Origin of the sequence: Rhodoblastus sphagnicola (assembly GCF_002937075.1) — a bacterium.
Lineage (GTDB): Bacteria > Pseudomonadota > Alphaproteobacteria > Rhizobiales > Beijerinckiaceae > Rhodoblastus > Rhodoblastus sphagnicola.
In genome coordinates this window covers 74737-98808 of the sequence record NZ_NHSJ01000126.1, presented here as the reverse complement: position 1 = coordinate 98808, position 24072 = coordinate 74737, and the positions used below count along the sequence as shown (strand labels likewise).

Annotated in this window: 17 protein-coding genes; 9 read left to right on the top strand and 8 right to left on the bottom strand. The window is 64.9% G+C overall.

What is annotated here, in order from left to right; translation table 11 throughout:
* Positions 1-583: 583 nt before the first annotated feature.
* Complete coding sequence (locus CCR94_RS20790) at positions 584-3358, top strand: valine--tRNA ligase (RefSeq protein ID WP_104509872.1); 2775 nt, start codon at positions 584-586, stop codon at positions 3356-3358.
* A 46-nt stretch (positions 3359-3404) separates the two neighbouring features.
* Here CCR94_RS20790 and CCR94_RS20785 read toward each other — a convergent pair whose 3' ends face one another.
* The gene (locus CCR94_RS20785) at positions 3405-3857 is read right to left on the bottom strand and encodes a response regulator (RefSeq protein WP_206605876.1); all 453 of its coding nucleotides are present in this window, start codon (positions 3855-3857) and stop codon (positions 3405-3407) included.
* Between the two features lie 163 nt (positions 3858-4020).
* Between CCR94_RS20785 and CCR94_RS20780 the strand changes: the two genes are divergently transcribed.
* The 4 genes from CCR94_RS20780 (at position 4021) to CCR94_RS20765 (ending at position 12083) form a co-directional block, all read left to right on the top strand.
* Complete coding sequence (locus CCR94_RS20780) at positions 4021-5973, top strand: sensor histidine kinase (RefSeq protein ID WP_104509833.1); 1953 nt, start codon at positions 4021-4023, stop codon at positions 5971-5973.
* 221 nt (positions 5974-6194) lie between these two features.
* Positions 6195-8333, top strand: coding sequence for a putative bifunctional diguanylate cyclase/phosphodiesterase (locus CCR94_RS20775; protein WP_104509830.1), 2139 nt, complete (start codon positions 6195-6197; stop codon positions 8331-8333).
* Between the two features lie 277 nt (positions 8334-8610).
* Positions 8611-9453, top strand: coding sequence for a tetratricopeptide repeat protein (locus tag CCR94_RS20770; RefSeq protein ID WP_104509827.1), 843 nt, complete (start codon positions 8611-8613; stop codon positions 9451-9453).
* 497 nt (positions 9454-9950) lie between these two features.
* On the top strand, positions 9951-12083 hold the full coding sequence (locus CCR94_RS20765; RefSeq protein WP_146090126.1) for a di-heme-cytochrome C peroxidase: 2133 nt from the start codon (positions 9951-9953) through the stop codon (positions 12081-12083).
* A 133-nt stretch (positions 12084-12216) separates the two neighbouring features.
* Here CCR94_RS20765 and CCR94_RS20760 read toward each other — a convergent pair whose 3' ends face one another.
* Positions 12217-13083: a MipA/OmpV family protein gene (locus CCR94_RS20760; protein ID WP_158254854.1), complete on the bottom strand. Its 867-nt coding sequence runs from the start codon at positions 13081-13083 to the stop codon at positions 12217-12219.
* A 151-nt stretch (positions 13084-13234) separates the two neighbouring features.
* On the opposite strand from CCR94_RS20760, the gene yidD reads away from it, so the two are divergent.
* Positions 13235-13579: a membrane protein insertion efficiency factor YidD gene (yidD, locus tag CCR94_RS20755; RefSeq protein ID WP_104509820.1), complete on the top strand. Its 345-nt coding sequence runs from the start codon at positions 13235-13237 to the stop codon at positions 13577-13579.
* Between the two features lie 180 nt (positions 13580-13759).
* Here the strand turns inward: yidD and CCR94_RS20750 are convergent, their stop codons facing one another.
* Positions 13760-14698: a hypothetical protein gene (locus CCR94_RS20750; protein ID WP_104509817.1), complete on the bottom strand. Its 939-nt coding sequence runs from the start codon at positions 14696-14698 to the stop codon at positions 13760-13762.
* Positions 14699-14808: 110 nt separating this feature from the next.
* On the opposite strand from CCR94_RS20750, the gene CCR94_RS20745 reads away from it, so the two are divergent.
* A complete protein-coding gene (locus tag CCR94_RS20745; protein WP_104509815.1) occupies positions 14809-16185 on the top strand; it encodes a TldD/PmbA family protein in 1377 nt (458 codons plus the stop codon).
* Complete coding sequence (locus tag CCR94_RS20740) at positions 16182-17471, top strand: TldD/PmbA family protein (RefSeq protein ID WP_158254853.1); 1290 nt, start codon at positions 16182-16184, stop codon at positions 17469-17471. The genes CCR94_RS20745 and CCR94_RS20740 overlap by 4 nt, the downstream gene beginning before the upstream one ends.
* Before the next feature lie 49 nt (positions 17472-17520).
* Here CCR94_RS20740 and CCR94_RS20735 read toward each other — a convergent pair whose 3' ends face one another.
* Together CCR94_RS20735 and CCR94_RS20730 are read right to left on the bottom strand one after the other, a co-directional pair.
* A complete protein-coding gene (locus tag CCR94_RS20735; protein WP_244594160.1) occupies positions 17521-19089 on the bottom strand; it encodes an undecaprenyl-phosphate glucose phosphotransferase in 1569 nt (522 codons plus the stop codon).
* Between the two features lie 92 nt (positions 19090-19181).
* On the bottom strand, positions 19182-19970 hold the full coding sequence (locus tag CCR94_RS20730) for a TOBE domain-containing protein (RefSeq protein ID WP_104509812.1): 789 nt from the start codon (positions 19968-19970) through the stop codon (positions 19182-19184).
* 275 nt (positions 19971-20245) lie between these two features.
* Between CCR94_RS20730 and CCR94_RS20725 the strand changes: the two genes are divergently transcribed.
* Entirely contained in the window at positions 20246-20407 is a 162-nt protein-coding gene (locus CCR94_RS20725; RefSeq protein ID WP_104509810.1) for a Flp family type IVb pilin, read from the top strand.
* 150 nt (positions 20408-20557) lie between these two features.
* Here the strand turns inward: CCR94_RS20725 and CCR94_RS20720 are convergent, their stop codons facing one another.
* From CCR94_RS20720 to lipA, 3 genes are all read right to left on the bottom strand, one after another.
* Positions 20558-21559: an alkaline phosphatase family protein gene (locus CCR94_RS20720; protein ID WP_104509808.1), complete on the bottom strand. Its 1002-nt coding sequence runs from the start codon at positions 21557-21559 to the stop codon at positions 20558-20560.
* Between the two features lie 888 nt (positions 21560-22447).
* Positions 22448-22900, bottom strand: a complete 453-nt coding sequence (locus tag CCR94_RS20715) for a type II toxin-antitoxin system RatA family toxin (RefSeq protein WP_104509806.1) — start codon at positions 22898-22900, stop codon at positions 22448-22450.
* Position 22901: 1 nt separating this feature from the next.
* Positions 22902-23891, bottom strand: coding sequence for a lipoyl synthase (gene lipA / locus CCR94_RS20710; RefSeq protein ID WP_104509804.1), 990 nt, complete (start codon positions 23889-23891; stop codon positions 22902-22904).
* Positions 23892-24072: the final 181 nt, after the last annotated feature.

The window sequence follows — 24072 nt, the reverse complement described above, 5'->3', positions numbered from 1 at the left end:
ACATTCGATGAATGCGCAAATCAGCCGGTGCTGGGACGAGTCGGCTCCAGAATACATTCTAGATCGCGATCAACGCCGTCGGGAATGCGGTAGCCAATGACGGCTTCGAGCCGACTGCCGCCCTCCGTTGCAAGCTTGTCTTCACCGCTTGAGGCGCCGCGACGTGGGGCGAATTCTGCCGAATCTCTACCTGAAATTGTGGCTTATTGATTCAAAATAGTGCGAAAGCGCGGGATTTCCGCGAATTTTGTGCGAATTCCTGCGAGAAACGTTCGATTTTTGCTCATGTAATTTTTCGGTTGTGTACGACATAAGGGGTGGGTTTCTGCGAGCGCGGGGTTTGGCGTTGTGGGCGCGGCGATGGATTATCGCGTTAAAATAGGTGGTTAAGCGGCATTGTGTCCGTGGGGGCGCTTTACATGGAACATAACGCGAACAAGATGTAGTACTTGCCGCATTTTCACTTTTGACCGCGACGGGCCGCGGCGACGAAAACCCTCGCCCGCGCCACGATTTCGTTGACTTGCGGCGCCCGCTCGGTTTTTGTGCGCCTCACGTAAAAAAATCGAGCCGGTTCGCCAAAATGATGGAAAAGACTTTCGATCCCGCCGCCGTTGAGAGCCGCATCGCGGCGGAATGGGAGCGCGTCGGCGCCTTTCGCGCCGGACGCGCGGATCGCGCCGGCAAACCCTATACGATCGTCATTCCACCGCCGAACGTCACCGGCTCGCTGCATATGGGCCATGCGCTCAACAACACGCTGCAAGACATTCTGTGCCGGTTCGAGCGCATGCGCGGACGCGACGTTTTGTGGCAGCCCGGCACCGACCATGCCGGCATCGCCACGCAAATGGTGGTGGAGCGCCAGCTTGCGCAAAATGGCGGCAATGTCGGGCGCCGCGACCTCGGGCGTGAAAAATTTCTGGAAAAGGTTTGGCAATGGAAGGCGGAGTCCGGCGGCGCCATTGTCAACCAGTTGAAACGGCTCGGGGCATCGTGCGACTGGTCGCGCGAGCGGTTCACCATGGACCCCGGCTCGTCCAAGGCGGTGCTCAAAGCTTTTGTCGAGCTTTATCGCGCCGGGCTGATCTACAAGGACAAACGGCTGGTCAACTGGGACCCAAAACTGCTGACCGCCGTGTCCGACATCGAGGTGGTGGCGCAGACCGTCAAGGGCCAGCTTTACCATTTCAAATATCCGCTGGCCGATGACGCCGGTCGCCCGACCGACGAATATATCGTGGTGGCGACCACCCGGCCCGAAACCCTGCTCGGCGACACCGCCGTGGCCGTCCATCCCGAGGATGCGCGCTACGCCCATCTGCTTGGGCGCAAAGTGGTGCTGCCGCTGGTCGGGCGGCTGATTCCCATTGTCGCGGATGAATATTCCGATCCGGAAAAGGGGTCGGGCGCGGTCAAGATCACGCCAGCGCATGATTTCAACGATTTCGAGGTCGGCGCGCGGCATGACCTGCCGCTGATCAACATTCTCGACGCCGAAGCCCGCATTCTCGTGCGCGAGAACGAGGCTTTTCTTGAGGGTGTGATCGAGAACGACGATCTCACGGAGACGCTGGACAGCCTGCACGGTTTGACCCGCGAGGAGGCGCGGAAGGCCGTGATCGCCGCCATGGAGGCGCGCGGGCTGGTCGCCACCATCGAGGCGCACGAGCATCAAGTGCCGCATGGCGACCGCTCCGGCGTGGTGATCGAGCCCTGGCTCACCGACCAATGGTATGTGGACGCCAAGGCGCTGGCCGTCGAGGCTTTGGCCGCCGTGCGCAAGGGCGACACGGTGTTCGTGCCGAAGAACTGGGAAAAGACCTATTTCGACTGGCTGGAGAATATTCAGCCCTGGTGCATCTCGCGCCAATTGTGGTGGGGCCACCAGATTCCCGCCTGGTACGCGCCCTGGGGCTCGGTTTATGTCGCCGAGACCGAGGAGGAGGCGCTGGCGGATGCGCTGGCCGACGCGGCCAAGCGCGAGATTCTTTCCGGCGCCGAGGCCGCCGCGATCGCCGGAGATCCCGACAAGGGCGCGGCGTTGCTGACGCGCGACGAGGATGTGCTGGACACGTGGTTCTCCTCGGGCCTGTGGCCGATGTCCACGCTGGGCTGGCCGGATGAGCCGAACGACTTGGCCACGCGCTATCCGACCGACGTGCTCGTGACCGGCTTCGACATCATCTTCTTCTGGGTGGCGCGGATGATGATGTTCGGGCTGCATTTCATGAAGCAGGTTCCGTTCAGGACCGTCTATCTCCACGCGCTGGTGCGCGACGAGAAGGGCGCGAAAATGTCGAAGTCGAAGGGGAATGTGATTGATCCCCTGCGCCTGATCGACAGCTATGGCGCCGACGCGCTGCGCTTCACTTTGGCGGCGATGGCGGCGCAGGGGCGCGACATCAAGCTCGCCACCAGCCGGGTCGAGGGCTATCGCAATTTCGCGACAAAACTCTGGAACGCCGCGCGTTTCGCCGAAATGAACCAGTGCTTCGCGCGGCCGGGTTTCGATCCGATGCGCGTCAAGGAAATGCTGAACCAGTGGATTCTCGGCGAGACCGCGCGGGCCGTGGCCGAGGTCGAGACCGCGCTGGTCGCGTATAAATTCAACGAGGCCGCGCAGGCCGCCTATCGCTTCGTCTGGAACATTTTCTGCGACTGGCATCTGGAGCTGGCCAAGCCTTTGTTGCAGGGCGAGGACGGGCCGGCCAAGCAGGAGGCCCGCGAAACCATCGCCTTCGCGCTCGACGAGATCGTCAAACTGCTGCATCCGTTCATGCCGTTCCTCACCGAGGAGCTTTGGGCGATCGCCGGCGAGCGTTTTCCGCGCGACAGCGTGCTGGCCCTCGCGCCATGGCCCGATTTGAAAGGGCTGGAGAACGCGCAGGCCGAGGCCGAGATCGGCCGGGTGGTCGATCTGGTGTCGCAGGTGCGCTCGGTGCGCGCGGAAATGAACGTGCCGGCGGGCGCGCAGATCCCGTTGGTGCTGGTGGCGGCGTCGGAAGCCGACCAGAGCCATGCGCAGCGCTGGGAAGAGACGCTGAAGCGGCTGGCGCGGCTGTCCGAGATCGGCTTCGCCGATGCGGCGCCGGCGCAGGCGGTGCAGGTCGTTGCGCGCGGGACCGTGCTGGCGCTGCCGCTGGCCGGGGTGATCGATTTCGCCGCCGAACGCGCGCGGCTGGAAAAGGGCATAGCCAGCGAGCACAAGGAAATCGGCAAGATCGACGCCAAGCTCGGCAACGCCGACTTCCTGCGCCGCGCGCCGGAAGAGGTGGTCGAGGAGAATCAGGAGCGCCGCGCCGACAGCGTGGCGCGGCTGGAGAAAATGCAGGCGGCGCTGAAGCTGCTGGGGTGAACGGGCCGTTGGCGGCGGCGCGGCGGCGGGGTCGCGCCGCGCCAGATTACCGCGCGGAGCCTCGGCGCCGCGCCAGTTGTGAAACGGCCCCCGCTTCCGGGGACTGCGCGCTGGCGTGCGAGACCTTCAGCGCGAGTTCGTCCAAGGCTTCCACCGTCAGGTCGCTCTTGCAGAGATAATCGAGGGCGCCGGCGTCGCGGGCGATCCGCTTGAGATCGGGAATGTCGAGGCCCGAGAGCAGGATGAACGGCAAGGCCAGCAGGTCGTGATTGGCGCGTCCGCCGCCGAGGGAAAGCCCCAGGCCCAGGACGAAATCCAGGAACACGAGATCGACGTCCCCCGCGGCGGCGAGCGCCGCGCCCTCGTCCATCTCGCGGCAGTCCGCAACTTGATACGCGACTCGTTTCGAGCGCCGGAGCAGGCGCCTAAGCAGAAAGACGTCTTCCGCGTCGTCGTCCACGATCAGGACATGGACCAGCGGACGCTCTTCTTCAAACATTTGGCCGCCCTGGCTGGAATTGAGCATCACCATCGTCGCCCCCGCAATTGTGATTCCATTTAAATTACGTTAATATTAATTAATATTGTGATTTGCCGCAAGTATAGTTACGCAGCGTCAATCATCCGCCGCCGCTTCATGGATCCGAGGGAGGGTCAACGCAATGAATGCGCATTTTCCTCCCTCGGGAACGGCTGTTCCCCCGCCGGAGACGGCTGGCGCGGCCAAGGGGGGCGTCTTGGCGGGCCTCAAGGCCCCGTTGGCGAAGCGGGCGGGGCTCACGCTGATCCGCTGGCGCGAGCAGGTTCCGACATGGTTCTGCGTCGTCGCCGGCGTGGCCATCGCCATCATGGCCTGGGCGGCGCGCATCGCCATTTTCGGCGATTCGGCCAAGATTCCCTATATCACCTTCGTTCCCGTGGTCACCCTCGCCGCCCTGTCCGGCTTGCCGGCCCTGGGCGCGACCACAGCGCTGGCCTGCGCCGCCCTCGTGCTGGAATTCGTCGCGCCCCCGCAAGGTGGCGACGACATCGTCGCCCTCGCCATATTCATTCTTAACTCGATCCTGACCGTCGCACTGGTGGAAGCGCTCATGCGCGTCTGGTCCGAATCGCTGGCGCAAATGGCCCGCGCGCAAGCGCTCGAACAATTGAAGTCGGCGATCGTCGATTCCTCCGACGACGCCATCATCACCAAGACGCTCGATGGCCGAATCGCCAGCTGGAATCCCGCCGCGACGCGCATCCTCGGCTATCGCCCGGAGGAAATCATCGGGCAGCCGGTGACGCGGCTGTTCCCGTCGCATCTGCTCGCCGAAGAAAGCGCCATTGTCGCGCAATTGCGCGCCAGCGAGGACGCTCGACATTACCGCACCCAGCGACTGGCCAGGGATGGGCGGGCGATCGACGTGGCCTTGACCATTTCGCCGCTGCGCGACGTCGACGGGCGCCTGATCGGCGCCTCGAAAATCCTGCGCGACATCACCCGGCAGACAGAGATCGACGACGCCTTGCGCGCCAGCGAGGAGCGGTTGCGGTTCGCGCTGGAAGGCGCGCGCGCCGCCGCCTGGCAATGGGACTGCCGGGCCATGGTCTCCAACTGGGATCCGCATTTCTTCGCCTTGCACGGGCTAGATCCCGCCCGCGAGTCGCCGTCCTTCGCCAAATGGATGGAAACCGTGCATGAAGACGATCGCGCCCAGGCCGAAAGCGCCGTGCGCGAGTCGCTGGCGCCCGGCGCGCCGGATTACCACAGCGAATATCGCGTGCGCGCGCCCGACGGCGCCCTGCGCTGGATCGAGATTTTCGGCCGCGTCGAGCGCGACGAAAATGGCGCGCCCGTTCGCCTGTCCGGCATTTCCCTCGATGTCAGCGAGCGTCACGCCGCCTGGGAGGCGGCGGAGGCTGCGAATAACGAACTCGCGCGCGCCAATGACAGCCTGAAGCGATTCTCCTATATCGCGGCGCATGACCTTCAGGAGCCCTTGCGCAAGATCCAGCAGTTCTCGGAACTGCTCGTGACCGATTGCGGTGGGGACATCGGCGATGACGCGACCTATTACCTGAAGGTGCTGCGCGAATCGGCCGAGCGCCTGCGCATCCTGATCAACGAACTCCTGATCTTTGCGCAGGCCGCCAATCGCGAGCTGGCGACAGCGCCTTTCGACGCCAACGCGCTGATGGGGCGGGTCGTCAAGACCTGCGCCGTCGCCATCGCGGAGGCTCGGGCGCGGGTCAGGATCGCGCCGCTGCCGCCGCTGCGCGGCGACGAAACCCTGGTCGAGCAATTGTTCGTGAATCTGCTCACCAATGCGATCAAATACCGCCGTCCCGGCGTCACGCCCGAGATCACGTTGACCGCCGGCGAGGACGAGGGGCGCATGGTCTTGCGTTTCTCCGACAATGGCATGGGGATCGCCCGGGAGGATCAGGCGCGCATTTTCGAACCCTTCGTCCGCCTGCGCCGTGGCGACGGGGTCAAGGGCGCGGGAATCGGTCTGGCGATCTGCGCCACCATCTGCGACCGGCACGGATGGCGCATTTCCCTGGAAAGCGCGCCCGGCGCGGGAACGACCTTCTGCGTCGCCATTCCCGCCGACCCGCGCCACGCCGCATAGCTTTCTGTTTGCGCGTCTTGATTTTGCGCCAAGCCGACGGCGCTCGTGAGCGCCCGCGCCGGCGGCGTCGTAAACGAAGAGTTTACCCCGCGCTTTTGCGGCCCGTTCACCTTTGCAGCTTAACGTCAACGCGGGCGCAATGTCGCGGCCTTTCCAGCGCTTCATGTCAGAGGCCATGAATTTCGCGCCTTCCGCAAGGACGGCGCCGACATGGGGTCGCGATGAAGCCGCTGTGGCGCAAGCTGAAAAACCTGTTCGGCGCCGCGGAAAGTCCCGCCCCGGCTGACGACGCCGCCATGATCGAGGCCTTGTTCGCCTCGGATATAGCGGGGATCGCGCAGAGCGATTTCCGCACCGGAAAATTCACGCGCGTCAATTCGCGCATGTGCGAGATGCTCGGGCGCGGCGAACAGGAGCTGATGACCCTCGGGCCGCCCGACGTGCAGCATCCCGACGACGGCGCCCGCCTGATGCCCGTCTTCCTCAAGGCCATGAGCAGCAAGGGCAAGTGGGAGGGCGACATGCGCCACCTGTTGCCCGACGGCGAAGTGGTGTGGGCGCGGATCAGCGCCATGGTCACCGCCCGCGACGAGACCGGCGCGCCCCTGCGCGGCGTGGCCATCCTGCTCGACATGACCGACGCCCGCCGCGCCGACGAACAGGCCCGCGAAAATACGGAAATCCTGCGGCTCGGCCAGGTGGTGGGCCGAATCGGCACGGTGCGGCGCGACATCGTCAACGGCGTCATTCTCGCCGAACCCGCCATCCGCGACATCATGGCCCTGCCGGAAGGCGCCGGGCCGATCCCGACCGCGCAATGGCTCGAACGGATCGTGCCCGAGGATCGAAATCGCGTCGCCGCGGAAATGCGCCGCGCCGAGGAGGGCGGCGCCGAAGACATCAGCCTCGACTACCGCACCACCTGTCCGCGCACCGGCCGGCTGCGTTATATCGAATTGCGCGCACGCTATATATTCGGGCCAAATGGGAAAGCGACCTCCTCGATCGGCGTGGCGATCGACGTCACTGAGCGCCGCGAGGCGGAAATACGCCTCGCCCACGCCGCCAACCATGATTCCCTCACCGGCCTGCCCAACCGCGGCCTGTTCCGCGTCCGGCTCGAAGAGGCGCTGGCGCTGGCGCGGCGGGGCGTCAACTTCGCCCTGCTCTGCCTCGATCTCGACCGCTTCAAGGAGGTCAACGACACGCTGGGCCATCCCGTCGGCGACCGGTTGCTCGACGCCGCCGCCAAAAGGCTGCGCAAGGAATTGCGCGACACCGACACGCTGGCGCGGCTCGGCGGCGACGAATTCGCCGTCATCCAGTCCTGCCTGCTCGAACCGCGCGAGGCCTCGGCGCTGGCGCTGCGGCTGGTCCAGACGCTGTCGGCGCCTTTCGTCATCGACGGCCAGCAGATCGTCGTCGGCGTCAGCATCGGGATCGCCCTCGCCCCACAGGACGGCGGCGAAACCGAAAGCCTGCTGAGCGCGGCCGACATGGCGCTCTACCACGCCAAATCCGACGGGCGCGGCGTCTGGCGCTATTTCAAGCCGGAGATGAACCAGCGCATGCAGATGCGCCGGGAGCTGGAGCTCGATCTGCGCCGGGCGATGACGGACGGGCAGTTCGAAGTGTTCTACCAGCCGATCATGGACGTGGAGTCCCGGCGGGTGAAGACGTTCGAGGCCCTGCTGCGCTGGCGCCATCCCGAACGCGGCCTGTTGGCGCCGGATCTGTTCATTCCCCTGTGCGAGGAAGTCGGCCTGATCGTGCCGCTGGGCGACTGGGTGCTGCGCCGCGCCTGCGCCGACGCCGCGCGCTGGCCCGAGGACATCGGCCTCGCCGTGAATTTCTCGCCCGTGCAAATCCAGTCGCGCCATCTGGTGGGGCAGATCGCCTCGACTCTGCGGGACACCGGGCTGAACCCCCGCCGGCTCGAAGTGGAGATCACCGAGAACGTCCTCATCAAGGACAAGGAGACCGCGCTCGCCACCCTGTATGCGATCAAGGCGCTTGGCGCGCGCATCGCCATGGACGATTTCGGCACGGGCTATTCCTCGCTGAGCTATCTGCAAATCTTCCCGTTCGACAAGGTGAAGATCGACCGCAGCTTTACCTGCGAACTCGGCCAGTCGCGCAAGAGCAACGCCATCATCAGGGCCGTGGCCGGCCTGTGCGACGGCCTGGACATGGCCGTGGTGGCGGAGGGCGTGGAAACCGAGGGCCAGTTCGAGGCGTTGCGACGCGAAGGCTGCAACCAGGCGCAAGGCTATTTGTTCAGCTGCGCGGTCGCCGCCGACGCCCTGCCCGCCCTGCTCGACGCGCTCAACGGCGCCGAATGGGCGCAGGCGGCGGAGTGACATGAAATCCGCGATCCAACGAAGTCCGCGCGATTTTATTTCCGCGAATCGCGAGTCGCGATCCAGCGGAAACCGTATGATCCTGTCGCCCGTTTCCTGAGTTGAAGACAAAACCTGTGTCCGCGGCGCAACAAGGCCCAGGCAAACACATTTCCTTGATTTGTTGCGCAGCCTCCGCCGCGATTCAGCCATAAACTGGACGCTAGTTCGCGCTAGATAAAAAGGCGACGGGCTTGGCGCCCGGGTGGGATTGGACGATCCCGAGAGGACATGGGCGATGGCCGGGTACGGGCGTGTTTTTCAGGCGACACTTGTTGGAGCCCTGTTCGCCGCCGCGCTCGCGCCGAATGGGGACGCCCTCGCCTTCGACGGCGCCGAGAAATCCGCCGCCGCCGCCACAAGACCGCTGGAAATCTTCAAGGATCCGCGACAGGCGCTGCAAGCCGCGCTGGAAAGCTATAGCGCCGGCAATCCCGCCTCCTCCGTCGAGGCGCTGAAATACGCCGCGGCCGGCGGCGAACCGCTGGCGCAATGGAAGCTCGGCCGGATGTATGCAGACGGCGACGGGGTGCAGCGCGACGATTACAAGGCCTATGAATATTTCCAGGAAATCGTCGACAAATATGACGAGGATACCGCCAACTGGCGCGAGAAATCTGTCGTCGCCAGCGCCTTTGTCGCCGTCGGCCTGTTCAACCTGAAAGGGATTTCCGGCGACCGGCTACAGGCCGACCCGGAGGAGGCCCTGCGACTGTTCCTCTATGCCGCTACGCATTTTTCCGACGCCAACGCGCAATACCAACTCGCCCGCCTCTATCGCGATGGCGCGCCCGGCGTGCCGAAGGACCACATGCAGGCGGCGCGCTGGCTCAATCTGGCGGCCGAGAAGAACCATGTGGACTCGCAGGCGCTGCTTGGCCAGATGCTGTTTTCCGGCGACGGCGTGCCGGCGCAGCGCGCGCGCGGCCTGATGTGGATGACGCTGGCCCGCGAAGGCGCAAGCGGCAAGGCGCAGGAGTGGATCCACGCGCAATACGACCAAGCGATTCGCGCCGCCAACGACAATGATCGCCAAGCGGCGCTGGTCTATCTGGAAGACCATCTCAAGCGGCGGTATTGACCCGGCGCGGCTGAAGACTGTCGTCAGGCCCGCTGTTCAACCGCGACGCGACAGCCGGCCAAATCCAAATCCGACTCGATCTGTCGCACGGCTCCAATCGGTGGAGCGCAGGCCGCTATAAGCCTCGCTGCCAAAGGAGGGCCTGCGCCAATTTGGGCCCTCGTCCGGGGCGACTCGCATCATCAGATTCATCAATACGCAAATTCACATTGACGCAGATCAATGTTTGTCATGTAATTGTTTAGCGTGCACCAATGATGTTGATGAGGCGGCCATGGATCGCACTCCGCACTTCGTTTTTACTACAAAATACAGTGTACATTCCGGCTTTGGACTCGCGTTGCTGTCCACGCCTGTGTCTAGCGCGCCGCCAACCAAAGAGTCTATTCCGCTCACCGCAACGCGCGGCCCCCTGCGAAGACTCCGGCCGCCAATCAATTGTTGAAATGACGCGCGCGGCGCGAACCGCCGCCGCCCTGATTGCAAAAGAGGCCATCATGTCCATCAAGAAGATTTTACTTGGGTCTGGCGCCGCTGTCGCGCTCGTCGCGGCTTCGGCCGTTGCGGCGATTGAATTCCCGGATGAGGCGGTGACGCTGATCTCCGGCGTGGCGCCAAACTGGCTGACGCCGTTGCTGCCCCCGCCGCTGCCCAAGGCGAAGCCGGTCAAGGCCGCCTATTGGCTCGACCAGAATTGGCGTCTGGACGATCGCCGCTGGTTCCACCATGCCGGCCAGGGCACAGCCACCTTTCCCATCCCCTACGCCTGGTTCGTCGCCCTGGAACAGCCCTATCTTTCGCTGTTCCGGCAGCCCGGCCTGTTGCGCGACCCGGACTATCTGCAAAGGTTCGGCTTCATCCCCAGCCCGAAGACCGACGCCAGCGCCACGGACTTGCGCGCCGCCGGTTTTGGCTGGAGTTCGGCGCCCCAGCCCCCGGAGATCAAGCCATCGACCTCGCTCGCCTGGGAGCCCGCGCCCAATGACGACGCTCTGCCGGTCGGCTTCGCGCGCCTCGCCGGCGCGAAGGATCCGATCAGCGGCGCCGCTCAGCCCGATGGCGTTGGCTTGACTTGCGCCGCCTGCCACACCGGGCACGTGGAATATCAGGGAGTCACGCTGCGGATCGACGGCGCGGGCGCTGTGATCGATCTCGATAAATTGCAGTCGATCCTGGTGCAATCGCTGCTTTACGCGCGTTATGCGCCGGGCCGGTTCGACCGTTTCGCGACGCGCGTCCTGGGCGAAGGCGCTGGAGACGCCGACAAGACCGCCTTGAAACAAAAGCTCGAGGCGACCATCGCGGACATTGTCGCCGTTGCGATGAAAACCGGCCAGATCACGCATGACGCCGGCCAAAAAGCCACGGGAGACGGACCGGGCCGCCTCGACGCCTTGAACCGCATCGGCAACCAGGTGTTCTTCACCGACCTGTCGCGCCCGAACCACCCGGCGCCCAACGGCAATTTCCATGCGACCGACGCGCCGGTCAGCTTTCCTCACATCTGGACGGCGCCCTGGTTCCTCTGGGCGCAATACGATTCTTCCATCGAACATCCGTTGATCCGCAATGTCGGCGAGGCCATGGGCGTCGCCGCGCAATTGAACCTGACCGGGGCGGACGGTCTGTATCGCTCCACGGTCAAGGTCGCCAATGTCCTATGGGTCGAAGATTTATTGCGTGGCCCCGATCCGTTCGGCGCGGCCGAGCGGCCGTCGTTCGGCGGACTGGCGGCGCCGCAATGGCCGCAATCGCTGTTTCCCGACGACGCCGCCTGGAAGATCGACCCGCAAAAGGTTTCGCGCGGCCGGAGGCTCTACGCGGAACTGTGTTCCGGATGCCATCTCGGCCCAATCGGCGACGCCGAATTCGATCAGGCCTATCCGGACAAGCGGTTCTGGACGTCCAAAAACTGGATTCCTGTGCGCGGCGGCGCGGAACAAATCCTCGCGCCGCCGCAGATACCATACCAGACCGTCGGCACGGACGAAGGGCGCGCGCTGGTGCTGAAAACGCGGGAGGTCGATACGCCCAGGCCGCTGGACATCGCGCCTCAGCGCGACATTTCCGAGCGCTGGTCCTGCGGCGTGGATTTGTCCGGCGCCGTGTCGCCTTCGGGACGGATGCCGTTCTCGCTGGCGCTGATGGCCACGGTGGACAATGTCATCCGCAAATGGATGGATGACAACCAGATCGCGCCCGCCGTTCGCGCGGCGGCGTTTGGGCCCTTAAAGAACTGCCCCAATACGGGGGCCGATCAACCTTATTACCGCACCCGCCCCCTCAACGGCATCTGGGCCACGGCGCCTTATCTGCACAATGGTTCGGTTCCCTCGCTCTATTGGCTGCTGCGCCCCGCAGCGGAACGGCCGAGGAAATTCTGCATCGGCGGCGGCGACTTCGATCCAAAAACGGTGGGCTTCGCGACGCCGGAGGGCGGAAGCAAGGCCTGCACGGTGGGCGAAACCCTGTTCGAGGCCGTGGATCGCGGCGGCCAGCCGATCGCGGGCAACGGAATTGGCGGCCATTCCTTTGAAAACGGCGAAGCCAAGCCCGGCGCCGGCGTCATTGGCCGCGCTCTGACCGACGCCGAGCGGTTCGACTTGATCGAATATCTCAAGACGCTGTGAGCATTTTTCGAAGCGTTTTGCGGACCACTTCGCGCCATTCGCGACAGACCGTTGCCGACAATGCAATCCCGCCACGGCCATGGGCCGGGCGGGATGCAAAAGGTCGGGTTTCGCGCCTTTGCCTTGCAGCGGATCAGAACAGGCCGGGGATGAACTGGCCGGTGGTCCGGAACCGATAGGCGACTTCGAGGCCGTAGGTCCATTGGTTGCGGTCGCCATTGCCGACGCTGTAGGCCAGCGGGCTGTTGGAGACGCTGCCGGTCAGGCGCTGGTAAGTGCCGAAGGCCGTGGCGCGCCAGTTTTCATTGACGTCGTAACGCAGCGCCGTCGTGGCGCCGGCGGAGGTCAGGCCGCCAACGGCGTTATACGCATAGAGCTTGCCGCCAGCGCCGATATTGGCGTTGGCCTGGGCCTGCGACACGCTGAAATAGGTCGAGGCGTATTTGTCGTTGCCAAAATTGAGACGCGGGCCGATCGACAGGGTAAAACCGTTCCAGCTCTGCCACACATCGCCGCCGACAGTGGCGACGAGGCCGTCGTGGCCCGACACCGCTTGGCGCAGCTCCAGACGCAACCGGCCCCAGGAGACCGGCGTGACTTCCGCGAAGCCGCCCAGTTCCAGGCTGTAAGGCACATAGGCGAGGCCCTTTAGCGCGTTATTGTCGTGGACCGCGCGGTCGCCGACCAAGCGGCCGACCGCGCCGAAGCGCAACAGATCGTTATTGTAGAAGGCGAAGCTGAAGCCGTCGTCCGGCGTGCCAAACGGCTCCTTCTCGCCGACGCGGCGCAGGCTGATGCCGGGAATCCCGGAGAAATCGTAGCTCTTGGCGCCCGGATAGGACGGTCCGAAGCTGACTTGGCCGGACACGGTGACGAACCAGTCCTCCTGCGTGGGCGCGGGCGCGGCCGGCGCCTTGGACGACGGAAGGTCCGCCGCCTGGGCGGCGCACGCGGCGCCCACCGCCAGCGTGGCGAGGATGTTGCGAACTGCGAATTTCAAAACGGAATCTCCTGATTGAGTCGGTTGTAGCAGCCGACCAAAACGGTGAACAGTCGCGGAAGACCCGTCGACGAGGGATTGTCGCGGGCGTCGTTTTCTTGCAACAGTTCCGGAACGTCCGAGGAGAACGCGCAAGGAGAACGGCGCTCTCGTGTTCAAGCCCGAAAAAGGACCTCGCCTCGCGGCGCGCGGGCTGATTCGCGTCTATCAGCTCACCCTGTCCGGCCTGATCGGCCGGCAATGCCGCTATCTGCCGACCTGCTCGGCCTATATGGACGAGGCGCTCGACCGCCACGGTCTTTGGGCCGGCGGTTGGCTCGGCCTGTCGCGCCTGTGCCGCTGCCACCCTTTGGGCGATTCCGGCTTCGATCCGGTCCCGAAACATTTTTCGCCCGGCGCCGACGCCCTGCATCCCTGGCGCTACGGCCACTGGCGGAAAAAACCTGTCTGCGAGGCGGTTCCGCCGGATGCCGGTTCGCGTGAAGAAAATGCCTAACTAAGGCGACGTGGCAAGATAAGCGCGCCAACCGCCGCATATCCGTTTGAAATCCGGGGACGAACCCCTCATCCGGCCCCTTCGGGGCCACCTTCTCCCGCAAGGGGAGAAGGGAAGCGCGCCAGCGAGTCCTGGTGCTTATCTGGCGCCGGAATTGAAGCGGTTATTTCGCTTCGTCGCCTAATCGTGCGCCATCAACGTCACCGCCAGCGCGTACAGCCGCATCCGCGCGGGTTCGTCGAGGCGCGCCAGGGTTTCGAGATAGACGACGCCGTTGTTGCAGGCCTTATCGTCGGGAATGGGCGTCGCCGGTTGCTTGCCGTCGAGCAACAGCGCGATCGCCTCCGATGGCAGGCCTTTCTCGCGCAACGCCTTTTCAAGCTGGTCGAAATCGGCCTGTGTCGGCGTCTCGCGCTGGATCCTGGCCTTGGCGCCATCGCCGATGGCGTCGAGCCCGGCGAGCGCCTGGCCGGCCATGAGCGCGCGGTGGGTCGCCGCGAACAGGGTGAAGCGTTGCGCCGCCGCGCCATTGAGAAAATCGAGGCACAAGGCCGAATCGGAGGTCGCCAGTTGCCGCGCCACCGCGCGTTGCCCGGCGAACAGCCGGTCAAGCGCCGGGCCGCCCGCCCGCGCCGCCAGCAGCCCGCTCTTGGCGCGCGCCGCCTGAACGGCGAGGCTCATCAGCAGATCGACGCCCTCCGGCTTGCGCAAACCGCCCTCGGCCGAAGCATCGCGCAGGCTTTGCGTCCATTCGGCGGGGAAGTCCGCGCGCATGCGGTTGAAGAAGGCGCGATAATCCGGCGCTTCCCGCAATTTGTCCGCCCAGGCGGATTCCAGCTCCGGGTCCGGCGGGACGAAGGTTTGGGCCTCCGGCGCGATCGGCTGCGTGGTCACCGGCTTGACCGCGAGCGGCGGCGAGGCGGGTTGCGCGGGCGCTTGCTCCGGTTGCGCTTGCGGCGCCGGTTGGGATTGCGCCTGCGGCTTCGGCGACAGCATGACGACTCCGGCCGCCGCCGCCACCAGCGCCGCCAAAGCGAAAATTCCAAGCTGAACTTGTTTGAGATAACGACGCACGGAACCCGAACCCAACTTCATCGCGTCGACTTTCGCCTGTACCATGCCAACGCGTCAATCCGATTGACTTGCCGATCGGCGTGTTCGCGAAAGATTCATACGATCGCCCTGTCGAGGCTCACCGCCCGAGCGCGGTCCAGCAGCAAAGGTTCTCGATGCTTCACCAACTCGCCGCCAAGGCGCAAGCCTCCAACGCGGAGGTCGTGCTGCGCTGGCACGCCAACGAAACCTTGGCCATGACCATGCGCAAGGGCGTGCTGCTCGCCAACCAGAGCGCGCGCGCCAGCGGGGTTTCGGCGCGGGTTTTCAGCAAGGGCGCGTTCGGCTTCGCCGCCCTGCCCGACGGGCCTGTCGATGCGATCGACCGGGCGCTGGCGCTGGCCGCCGAAAACGCCGAACTGGCGCCCCGCGCCAAGGCGTCGCCGCTGGCGCCGGTCGCGCCGGGATGCGGTTCCTTCGATCATCGCCGCGCCGGGCGCGCCAAATTCACCGCCGCCGAGCGGATCGACCTGTTCCGCGCGCTCGACGCGGCCATCGCCACAAAATATCCCGATCTCGTCAGCCGCGATCTCAACCTGACCGCGTTTTGCAGCGAAAAGGCGCTGGCGACCTCCGGCGGCGCCAAAACCTTTTCCGCCGCGCCCCAGGTGATCTTCAACATCAGCCTGGCGCTGGAAGCCAGCGACGGCATTGTCGACCTTTACGATTCGCTCGGCGGCTTCGGCGAAATCGAGGATCATCTCCACGACACCGACGCCCTGCTCGCGCGCATCGACGCGCTTTACGCCGACCTGCGGCAAAAGGCCGAGGGGGCGTTCTGCGAAGCCGGGCCGCATGACGTCGTGCTAGACTCCAATGTCGCCGGCATTCTCGCCCATGAGGCGGTTGGCCACACCTGCGAGGCCGATCTGGTGCTGGCCGGCTCGGTGGCGGGCGACCGGCTCGGCGAAAAGGTCGCCAGCGAGAAGATCACGCTCGGGGATTTTTCCGGACGCGGGCCGGACGGCCGATCTAGCTTCGCCATCCATGTCGATGACGAGGGCGCGTCCTGCGAGGATGTCCTGCTCATCGACAAGGGGGTGTTGAAAAACTTCCTGCACAATCGCGACACCGCGCAACGCCTGGGCGCCGCGCCCGCCGGCAACGCCCGCGCCTTCGCTTTTTCCGACGAGCCGATCATCCGCATGCGCAACACCTGCATCCTGCCCGGCGACGACCGGCTCGACGACATGATCGGCGCTGTCGAGCATGGCTATTACTTCCGCCGCGCCACCAACGGGCAGGCCGACCTCACCGGCGAATTCATGTTCGGCGTCAATTGCGGCCGCGAAATCCGGGACGGCAAGCTCGGGCGCGCGCTCCGCGACACCACGATTTCAGGCGTCGCCTTCGACATGCTTCAGAGCGTCACCCATGTCGGCGACACGCTGTCGTGGTCGCCCTCGGGCTGGTGCGGCAAGAAGCAGCCGATCACGGTCGGCATGGGCGGACCGGCGATCAAATGCCGCATCAATGTGGGGGGACGGTCATGAGCGCGCCGCTGGATCTGGCCGAACAGGCCGTGGCGTTGGCGCGCAAGGCGGGGGCGGACGAGGCGCAGGCCACGGCGGCGCGCTCGGCCTATTTCGAGATCGATTATTCCAGCCGCCGCGCCAGTCTGGCGCGCAGCGTGGACAGTTTGCGCATCGACCTGACCGTTTTCCGCGATGGCAAGCGCGGCGCGGCAAGCATCACCGGGGGGCGCGACGAGGATTTGGCGGAGGCGGTCGCCGGCGCCCTCATCGCGGCGCAAGCCGGCGTTCCCGACGACGCCAATGGCGTCGCCGAGGGGGTCGAGGCGGTTGCGACCCGCCACGGGCCGGAGCGGCCGGACCGCGCGGCCATGGCGGCGGCGATGACGGATTTTGGCGCGGCGCTGGCGCGGGACTATCCGAAAATCATGACCGATGGCGTGATTTCCGCCTTCAACGACACAGAAACCGGCTTCGCCAATTCGCGCGGCCTGCGCCAACACAGTCGGCGCGGGGCCTATGCCTTCGGCTTGATGTTTTCCGCGCGAGACGGCGGTCGGTCCACCTCGTTCAACCACACCGGCTGGCAAAGTTTCGCGCCGCGCGCCGACCTGCTGGCGGCGGAAACGCTGCGCCGTTTGCTCGACGAAGCGGTGCGGTCGCTGCACTCGAAACCCGCGCCGGAAAAATTCCTTGGCGACGTGATTTTTACGCCCGACAGCGCGGATACCGTGATCGGCCCGCTGGCGGGAGCGCTCTCGGGCCATGCCCTGTTCGCGGGCACATCGCCGTTCAAGGACCGCCAGGGCGAGCTTATCGCCAGCCCGTGCTTTTCGCTGCTCAACCGCCCGCGCGCGTTTGCGGGCGGCGCCGATTTCGACGCCTATGGCGTGCCGACGCGCGACCTCGATGTGATCAAGGACGGGGTGCTCGACGATTTTCTGGTCGATTTCTTCATGGCGCGAAAACTCGGCCGCGCCCAGACGGCGGGCGCGCAAAATTTCGTCGTTCCGGCCGGCGATACGCCTTTGGCCGAGATCGTCGGGGGCGTGAAGCGCGGCGTCCTGCTGTCGCGCTTTTCCGGCGGCGTTCCCAACAGCGCGCTCGATTTCGCCGGCGTGGCCAAGAACTCGTTCTATATCGAGGATGGCGAGATCCGCCACGCACTGTCGGAAACCATGGTGAGCGGCAATTTGCGGGCGTTGCTGCGGCAGGTTTACGCGGTTTCGCGGGAGACAGTGGATTTCGGCCACTGCCGCTATCCCTATATCGCCACGACGGGGGCGCTGATTTCGCCGGCGCCGTGAGGAGAGGGAGAGAGTTCCGGCTTGCGAGGAGGTGGAGCTTGGATCCGTTTCAGAACGCGTTCTTGCCCCACAGCACGGCGATGGGCGTCTTGAGAAGAATCCCGATGTCCAGCCAGACCGACCAATGCTCGATATAATGCAGGTCGTGGGCGACGCGCTGTTCGATCTTTTCCTCGGTGTCGGTCTCGCCACGCCACCCGTTGATCTGCGCCCAGCCGGTGATGCCCGGCTTTACGCGGTGGCGGGCGAAATAGTTCACCACCACCGCCTCGTAGGCGCGTCCGGCGGCCGCGCTTTTCAGCGCGTGCGGGCGCGGGCCGACCAGCGACAGGTCGCCGCGCAGCACGTTGAACAGTTGCGGCAGTTCGTCGAGCGACGCGCGGCGGATGAAGGCCCCGAACGGGGTCACGCGCGGGTCGCCGCGCGTGACCTGTTTCGCGGCGGCGTGATCGCATTGGTCTGTATACATCGAGCGGAATTTGTAGACGCCGAATTCCTCGTTGTTGAACCCGTAGCGTTTTTGCACGAACAGGATCGGGCCGGGCGACGACAGTTTGACGCCCAGCGCCAGCAGCGCCAACAGCGGCGACAGCACGACGATGGCGAGCAGGGCCACGCAGCGGTCGAATATCGCCTTGAGCGCGACTTCCCAATCCTTCATCGGCTTGTCGAAGGCCGGAAGGAACGGGACGTCGCCGATGAAATTATAGGCGCGGTCGCGCAGGCGCAGCTTGCCGCCCAGCGCGGAAATACGCACGTCAACCGGCAGCGCCCACAGTTTTTGCAAGACGTGCAGGATTCGTTTCTCCGCCGTCAGCGGAAAGGCGATGATGAGAAGGTCCACCTTCTGATTGCGGCAGAATTTTTCGAGATCGTCGAAGGCGCCGAGCAGGCGGTAGCGGCCGAGGCCGTCCGGCAGGCGGGTGCGGTCACGGTCGTCGAACACGCCCAGGATTTCGAGCGCGCCCTTGCCGGAGGCTTCGAGGCGGCGGATGGTTTCGAGCGCCTGTTCGCCGCCGCCGACGATCACGGTGCGGCGGGCGAGCGCGCCTTGCCGCGTCCAGGCGCCGATCGCCAGCGCCAGCAGGGCGCGCGACAAAACCGTGGCGCCGACGCCCCAGGCGAACCAATCAAGACTCCATTGCCGCAGAAAGGCGGTCTGTTCGAAGCCGGCGAGCACACAATCGGCGTCCCAGATGGCGATGGCCAGCGCGAAAGCCAGCATCAGGTTCAGGGTCTGGCGGGGGAAATCGGCCAGCGCGCGGATGGTGTAGGTCCAGCGCGCCTGCAACGTGAACATCCCGACCGCCGTCGCCAGAAACAGGCCCCATATCAGGAATTTCAGGTCCGGCGCTGCGCCGCCGAGCGCGCGCATGTGCGACAGAATGCCGGACGCCAGGAAAGCGCCGAGGTCGAACAGCAGCGCCGCGCCGATGATCGCCGGTTGCGACACGGCCCGCGCCGGCGGCGGAACGTCGATATCCCGCGCGGCTTCGGCGGCGACCCGGCGCGCCAGGGCGCGCATGTCGGCGAAATAGAAGTCCGGCTTGGCCTGCGGCGCGCGGGCGCGGTTCAGGTCGAAGTCGGGGTCGGGAAAGGAGGGGTGCGGCAAACTCATACGCGCCATCCAGCAAGCAGCGCCGCGTCAGCCGCCGGCGCCGACCTTGATTATACCGAACGGAAGTAAATATTCTCTGGCGGCGGAAAAATTCAGCTCACCGCCAGGATCACATGGTTGGCGTCGAACTGGGCCGCGGCCTGGGCGCCGGGCTGCAATTTCAGAGCCTCCACCGTTTCGCGCGGCGTGACCACGTAAAGGGTCTTGCCGTGGCCGATGTCGAGATGGATCTCGCTGTTGCGCTCAGCGTCGGTGCGCTCCTTGACTTCGCCGACGAAATGATTGCGGGCGCCTTCGGGGCGGTCGGGCGCGGCCAGCCTGATGAAGGAGGATTTCACCAGCGCCAGCGCGCGCCGCCCCGGCGCGAGTTGCAGGTCGTCGGTCGCCTCATTGGTGACGATGGCGTGGATCTGCTGGTCGAGCGCGAATGTCAGCGTGACCTCGACATCAACAGGCCAGCGCCGGATGGTCGCCACTTCGGTCTGGAACACGTTTCGCGCCGATACGCGGGCGCCGACGGTCCACAGCAGCGCCTCCTCCTGGCCCTCCAGCCCCTCTTCAGCAATCAGGTTGGAGATGCGCGACAGTTTCTCCTCGAGCTTGTGGAAGGTGGCGATCAGGCGCAGGCCCTCCGGCGTGACCTCGGCGCCGCCGCCCGAGCGCCCGCCCGGCCGGGTCAGGAACGCCGGCGTCGGCAGCAGGTTGTTGACCGCGTTGACCGAATCCCAGGCGGTCTTGTAGCTGAAGCCCGTGGCCTTGGCCGCCTTGGCGATGCTGCCGAATTCCGCGACCTTCTCCAGCAGTTTTATGCGGTCCCGGCCCACCAGGAAGCGCCCGCCGCCATGCAGCGCCAGCAATGCATCGATCTTGTGTTCCGCCATTCGCCCCAGCCCCGTCGCGTCCGCGCCAGCCGTCAGAGTTACCACGATTCCGGCTTGGCGCAGAAATTCTTCGCCTTTGTCGGCGCGATACGCGCCCGCCCCGCCGCGAAGCGCTCCGGTGACTTTTTCCTTTCATAACGCCGACTTAAGAGCCACTATGGCCGTATGGTCAATATTGTTACTTTACGTAAAGCCGCGCGAAACTTTTTGGCGCTACAACTTTAACTCGCAGCGAAACAGGCTTTGACCGCGAGGCCAATTTGAAAGTGCGAGACATGCGAGTGTTCAGAGTTTTTCTTCGAGATGAGTCAGGCGCCACGGCCATTGAATATGGCCTGATCGCCGCGCTCATCTCCGTCGTGGCCATCGCGACCCTGACGACGGTCGGCACCAAGTTGAACGCCAAGTTCATCAAGGTTTCCAACGGCCTCAACTGAGCTTTTCGCGAGATGGCGCGAGTCCCATGCCAGGCTCCCCGCGCCATCCGATCACGCATCGAGACTTTTCCCGCGCTTCGTCATCGGTCCCGAGCGAAGAACATTTTCGACGAGCGAAGCCGCCGGCGCCAGCGTTCCGAACCGGCGCGCTCAATCTCGCGCTTTCGACCCGTCGCAGGCCGGAAAGAACAGCGCGTCCATCGCGGGGGCGCCGGCCGCCTTGCGCAACCGGGGCAAGCCGAAGCCGTCCTCGATGGTCGCCAGCAGCGCATAATGATCGCGCCGCGCCGGCTCCTGGATCGGCTTGCCGCAGGGCGTGGCGACGAATGTCGCGATATGGTTGTCGGCGCCGCCGACAGCGCGGGTGAACTCCGACGGCTGCGCCTCCGGATAGAGCGTTCGCGCGCCCTCGTCGAAGGCCACGACGAAGACGGACCGCTCCGTCCAGGCCCTTGACGCCCGAACTTTTGCGAAAACCTCGCGCGCCATGTCGTCATAGTCGCGCGCCAACTGGTCGCGATCATGGCAGATTTCCAGACCGTGACCGTCGTGGCACTGGTTGGGAACGATCAGCGCGAAATTCGGCGCGGCCCCCTGCTCCAGATCGCGCGCCAGCGCCTCCAGCGGCTTTACGCGCGCCAGCGCCTCGGAATTTTGCGCCAGGGCCGCGAAATAGGCGATGGGATTGTGCTTTTGCGCATACAGCGCCTGCGCGCGCGAGGGCGCGGCCGTAACCATCGCGCCCGGCTCCGGCAGGCTTTCCGCGTAAAGCGCGGAAGTCAGGCCCGCCGCCGCCAACTGGCCGACGAGACTTTCGCCCTCGACGCGGTTGCAGGCGGCGCCGGGGGTTAGATCGCTGGCGAAACAGCTGGGACGGTCGTCGCGCACGCCAAAAGTGTCGCCGCCGATCAGGGCGAGATAGTTCGGCAGGCTGGGATGGGCGACCCCGAAATAATTGGTCGCCAGCCCGCCGCTCGCCGCGAGTTCGCGCAGGAAAGGCGTCGGCCCGTTCAGGAAGGCGTCGTCGAAGCCGTGGTTTTCCAGAACGAGGACGAAGACGTGATCGAGCCGCCGCGCCGGCTCCGCCATCGCGCCGCGGGGGACGACCAGCAGGGCAAGCAGGAAAAGGCACGCTCTCGTCGCCCATCGCATGGCGGTTCTCCCTTTGATTCGAGCCAAGGATAAGCCGGCCTGGATGACGATTCCATGGCGGGTTGACCGGGATCGCCCATTTTTCAGGAGGAACGGGCGGACGCAATTTTCCAGTTGACGCCGTGAAAAAAGATGTCAGTATTCATGTATTGCAGCCTTGATTGAAAGACGTGCGGAGCCGCTTTCAAGATGAGGCCAACGCCCAGGGCTACGAACCCACGTGGCGAGCAATAAACTGATCGTTCCCCGCAAGCTGGGTTTCGGGCTTAAAACGTCGCGCAACCTCTTGCGAATCGACCTTCTGACCTGGAGCGCCGCGCCACGTAGCTGGTCGGCAGAATGGGAAGACGGAGCGGGAGCATGACTCCACCGCAGTGCCAATTGACCTCTGGCCCTTGACGGGGCGTGACGCGCGCTATTTCGCGGGCGTCTGGGATTTGCCGCCAATCGAAGGGAGAAACAGATCAGACAATCCACCACAGTTCATGCGCGGGTAAAATCCGCTTAACCTTCTGATTTTTATCGGAATTCGCCATAGAGCGAATTAAAAGGCCCCGTGCGCCCCAGGCGACGGGGCCGTCACTTTTTGGGGACAGTTCCAGCGATTTGGACAGGCGATCAACGCCGACAGGATCGCCGCGCCGCTAACGTCCCGCCGCCCCTCTCCATTTCGTTTGCACGTTCCCTTGCCCGCCCTTGCACGGAAAAACGCCAGCAGTCCTCGGCGGCTGTTGCGCGCGGAGGTCGTTGCCTGAAGTCATGCGAAGACCTGCCGACCGACAGTCCCGGTGGCAATGTCGTCTCATTGTCCTGCCAGCCGCCGTTTTACTTGACGTATCGTCATTAATACTTTCTTAACCGCATGATTGCTTCCACCGCGCAAAACGCTCAAACACCGAAAATCTGGTCGGCCCGCGCCTCGAAGGCTGTGGAAAACTTGCGGAAGGCGGCGTCGAACATGCCGCCCATCAGCGTGGCCAGCATGCGGTTGCGGAATTCATAGGCGATGAAGAATTCCACGCGACAGCGGCCGGGGTCAGCCTCGGCGAAGGTCCAGCGGTTTTCCAAATGGCTGAAGGGGCCATCGACATAGGTGACGTCGATGCGGCGCGCGGCGCGGTTCAGCACCACGCGGCTGGTGAATCGTTCGCGAACGGCCTTGTAGCCGACCTCCATTTCCGAGACGAATACCTCCGTCCCATCCGAGGCGGAAAAGCGGCGCTTGATCTTGATGGCGGCGCAGAGCGGCACGAATTGCGGATAGGATTCGACGTCGGCGACCAGATCGAACATCTGCTCCGGTGAGTGCTTGACAACATGGCTGGTGCGAAACGACGGCATGTCAGACGCCTGCTCCCTGCCCGCAAAGCTGGCGCCGTTTCGCCCGCAGCTTGGTGAAATCCTCGCCGGCATGGTGCGAGGAGCGGGTCAGCGGCGAGGCCGACACCAGCAGGAAGCCCTTGGAATAGGCCAATGTCTCGTAGGCCTTGAACGCCTCGGGCGTGACGAACGCCTTGACCGGATAATGTTTTTTCGTCGGTTGCAGATATTGGCCGATGGTCAGGAAATCGACGTCGGCCGAGCGCATGTCGTCCATCAGTTGCAGCACTTCGTTGCGGGTCTCGCCCAGGCCGACCATGATGCCGGACTTGGTGAACATTTCCGGGTCCAGTTCCTTCACCCGCTGCAACAGCCGCAGGGAATGAAAATAGCGCGCGCCCGGCCGCACATTCAGATAGTTGGACGGCACGGTTTCGAGATTGTGATTGAACACGTCCGGTCTGGCCGCCACCACCACTTCGAGCGCGCCGGGCTTGCGCAAGAAGTCCGGGGTCAGCACCTCGATCGTGGTGTTCGGACTGAGGCGCCGGATCGCGGCGATGGTCGCGGCGAAATGGGCGGCGCCGCCATCGGCGAGATCGTCGCGATCGACCGAGGTCACCACCACATGCTCAAGACCGAGCTTGGCCGTGGCCGCGCCGATATGATCGGGTTCGCCGGCGTCGAGCGGGTTGGGCAAGCCGGTGGCGACATTGCAGAAGGCGCAGGCGCGGGTGCAGATCCCGCCCATGATCATGAAACTGGCGTGCTTGCGCTCCCAGCACTCGCCCTGGTTGGGGCAATTGGCTTCCTCGCACACCGTGGCCAGTCCGTTGGCCTTGACGATGGCCTTGGTTTCGGCCCAGCCGGGCGACCCCGGCGCCTTGACGCGGATCCAGTCTGGCTTGCGCGCGATGGGTTGGTCCGGCCGATGCGCCTTTTCGGGATGGCGCGGGCGTTCGCCGCCGCTCTGGCGCGGGTCGGAATTGAGCAGGTCGATCACAACGGGCATGGCGCGGGTTCCGGCGTTCTTCCTCTCATGCGCGGCTCAAGCCTCCCTGTCAAATCGCCACTCATCCGGTTTACGCGAGATCGCGCTCCGCGATCCGCGAAAACAAAATCGCACGGAATTCCTTGAAACGAAAGCGAAGTTCCGCACGAGCCGAATGCCAAATCCGAATGGATCATTCGGA

Excerpts from the sequence above, each read along its gene's own strand:
- CCR94_RS20790 (WP_104509872.1), top strand. The coding sequence starts at position 584 with ATGATGGAAAAGACTTTCGATCCCGCCGCCGTTGAGAGCCGCATCGCG.
- CCR94_RS20785 (WP_206605876.1), bottom strand. The coding sequence starts at position 3,857 with ATGTTTGAAGAAGAGCGTCCGCTGGTCCATGTCCTGATCGTGGACGAC.
- CCR94_RS20780 (WP_104509833.1), top strand. The coding sequence starts at position 4,021 with ATGAATGCGCATTTTCCTCCCTCGGGAACGGCTGTTCCCCCGCCGGAG.
- CCR94_RS20775 (WP_104509830.1), top strand. The coding sequence starts at position 6,195 with ATGAAGCCGCTGTGGCGCAAGCTGAAAAACCTGTTCGGCGCCGCGGAA.
- CCR94_RS20770 (WP_104509827.1), top strand. The coding sequence starts at position 8,611 with ATGGCCGGGTACGGGCGTGTTTTTCAGGCGACACTTGTTGGAGCCCTG.
- CCR94_RS20765 (WP_146090126.1), top strand. The coding sequence starts at position 9,951 with ATGTCCATCAAGAAGATTTTACTTGGGTCTGGCGCCGCTGTCGCGCTC.
- CCR94_RS20750 (WP_104509817.1), bottom strand. The coding sequence starts at position 14,698 with ATGGTACAGGCGAAAGTCGACGCGATGAAGTTGGGTTCGGGTTCCGTG.
- CCR94_RS20745 (WP_104509815.1), top strand. The coding sequence starts at position 14,809 with ATGCTTCACCAACTCGCCGCCAAGGCGCAAGCCTCCAACGCGGAGGTC.
- CCR94_RS20740 (WP_158254853.1), top strand. The coding sequence starts at position 16,182 with ATGAGCGCGCCGCTGGATCTGGCCGAACAGGCCGTGGCGTTGGCGCGC.
- CCR94_RS20735 (WP_244594160.1), bottom strand. The coding sequence starts at position 19,089 with ATGAGTTTGCCGCACCCCTCCTTTCCCGACCCCGACTTCGACCTGAAC.
- CCR94_RS20730 (WP_104509812.1), bottom strand. The coding sequence starts at position 19,970 with ATGGCGGAACACAAGATCGATGCATTGCTGGCGCTGCATGGCGGCGGG.
- CCR94_RS20725 (WP_104509810.1), top strand. The coding sequence starts at position 20,246 with ATGCGAGTGTTCAGAGTTTTTCTTCGAGATGAGTCAGGCGCCACGGCC.
- CCR94_RS20720 (WP_104509808.1), bottom strand. The coding sequence starts at position 21,559 with ATGCGATGGGCGACGAGAGCGTGCCTTTTCCTGCTTGCCCTGCTGGTC.
- CCR94_RS20715 (WP_104509806.1), bottom strand. The coding sequence starts at position 22,900 with ATGCCGTCGTTTCGCACCAGCCATGTTGTCAAGCACTCACCGGAGCAG.
- lipA (WP_104509804.1), bottom strand. The coding sequence starts at position 23,891 with ATGCCCGTTGTGATCGACCTGCTCAATTCCGACCCGCGCCAGAGCGGC.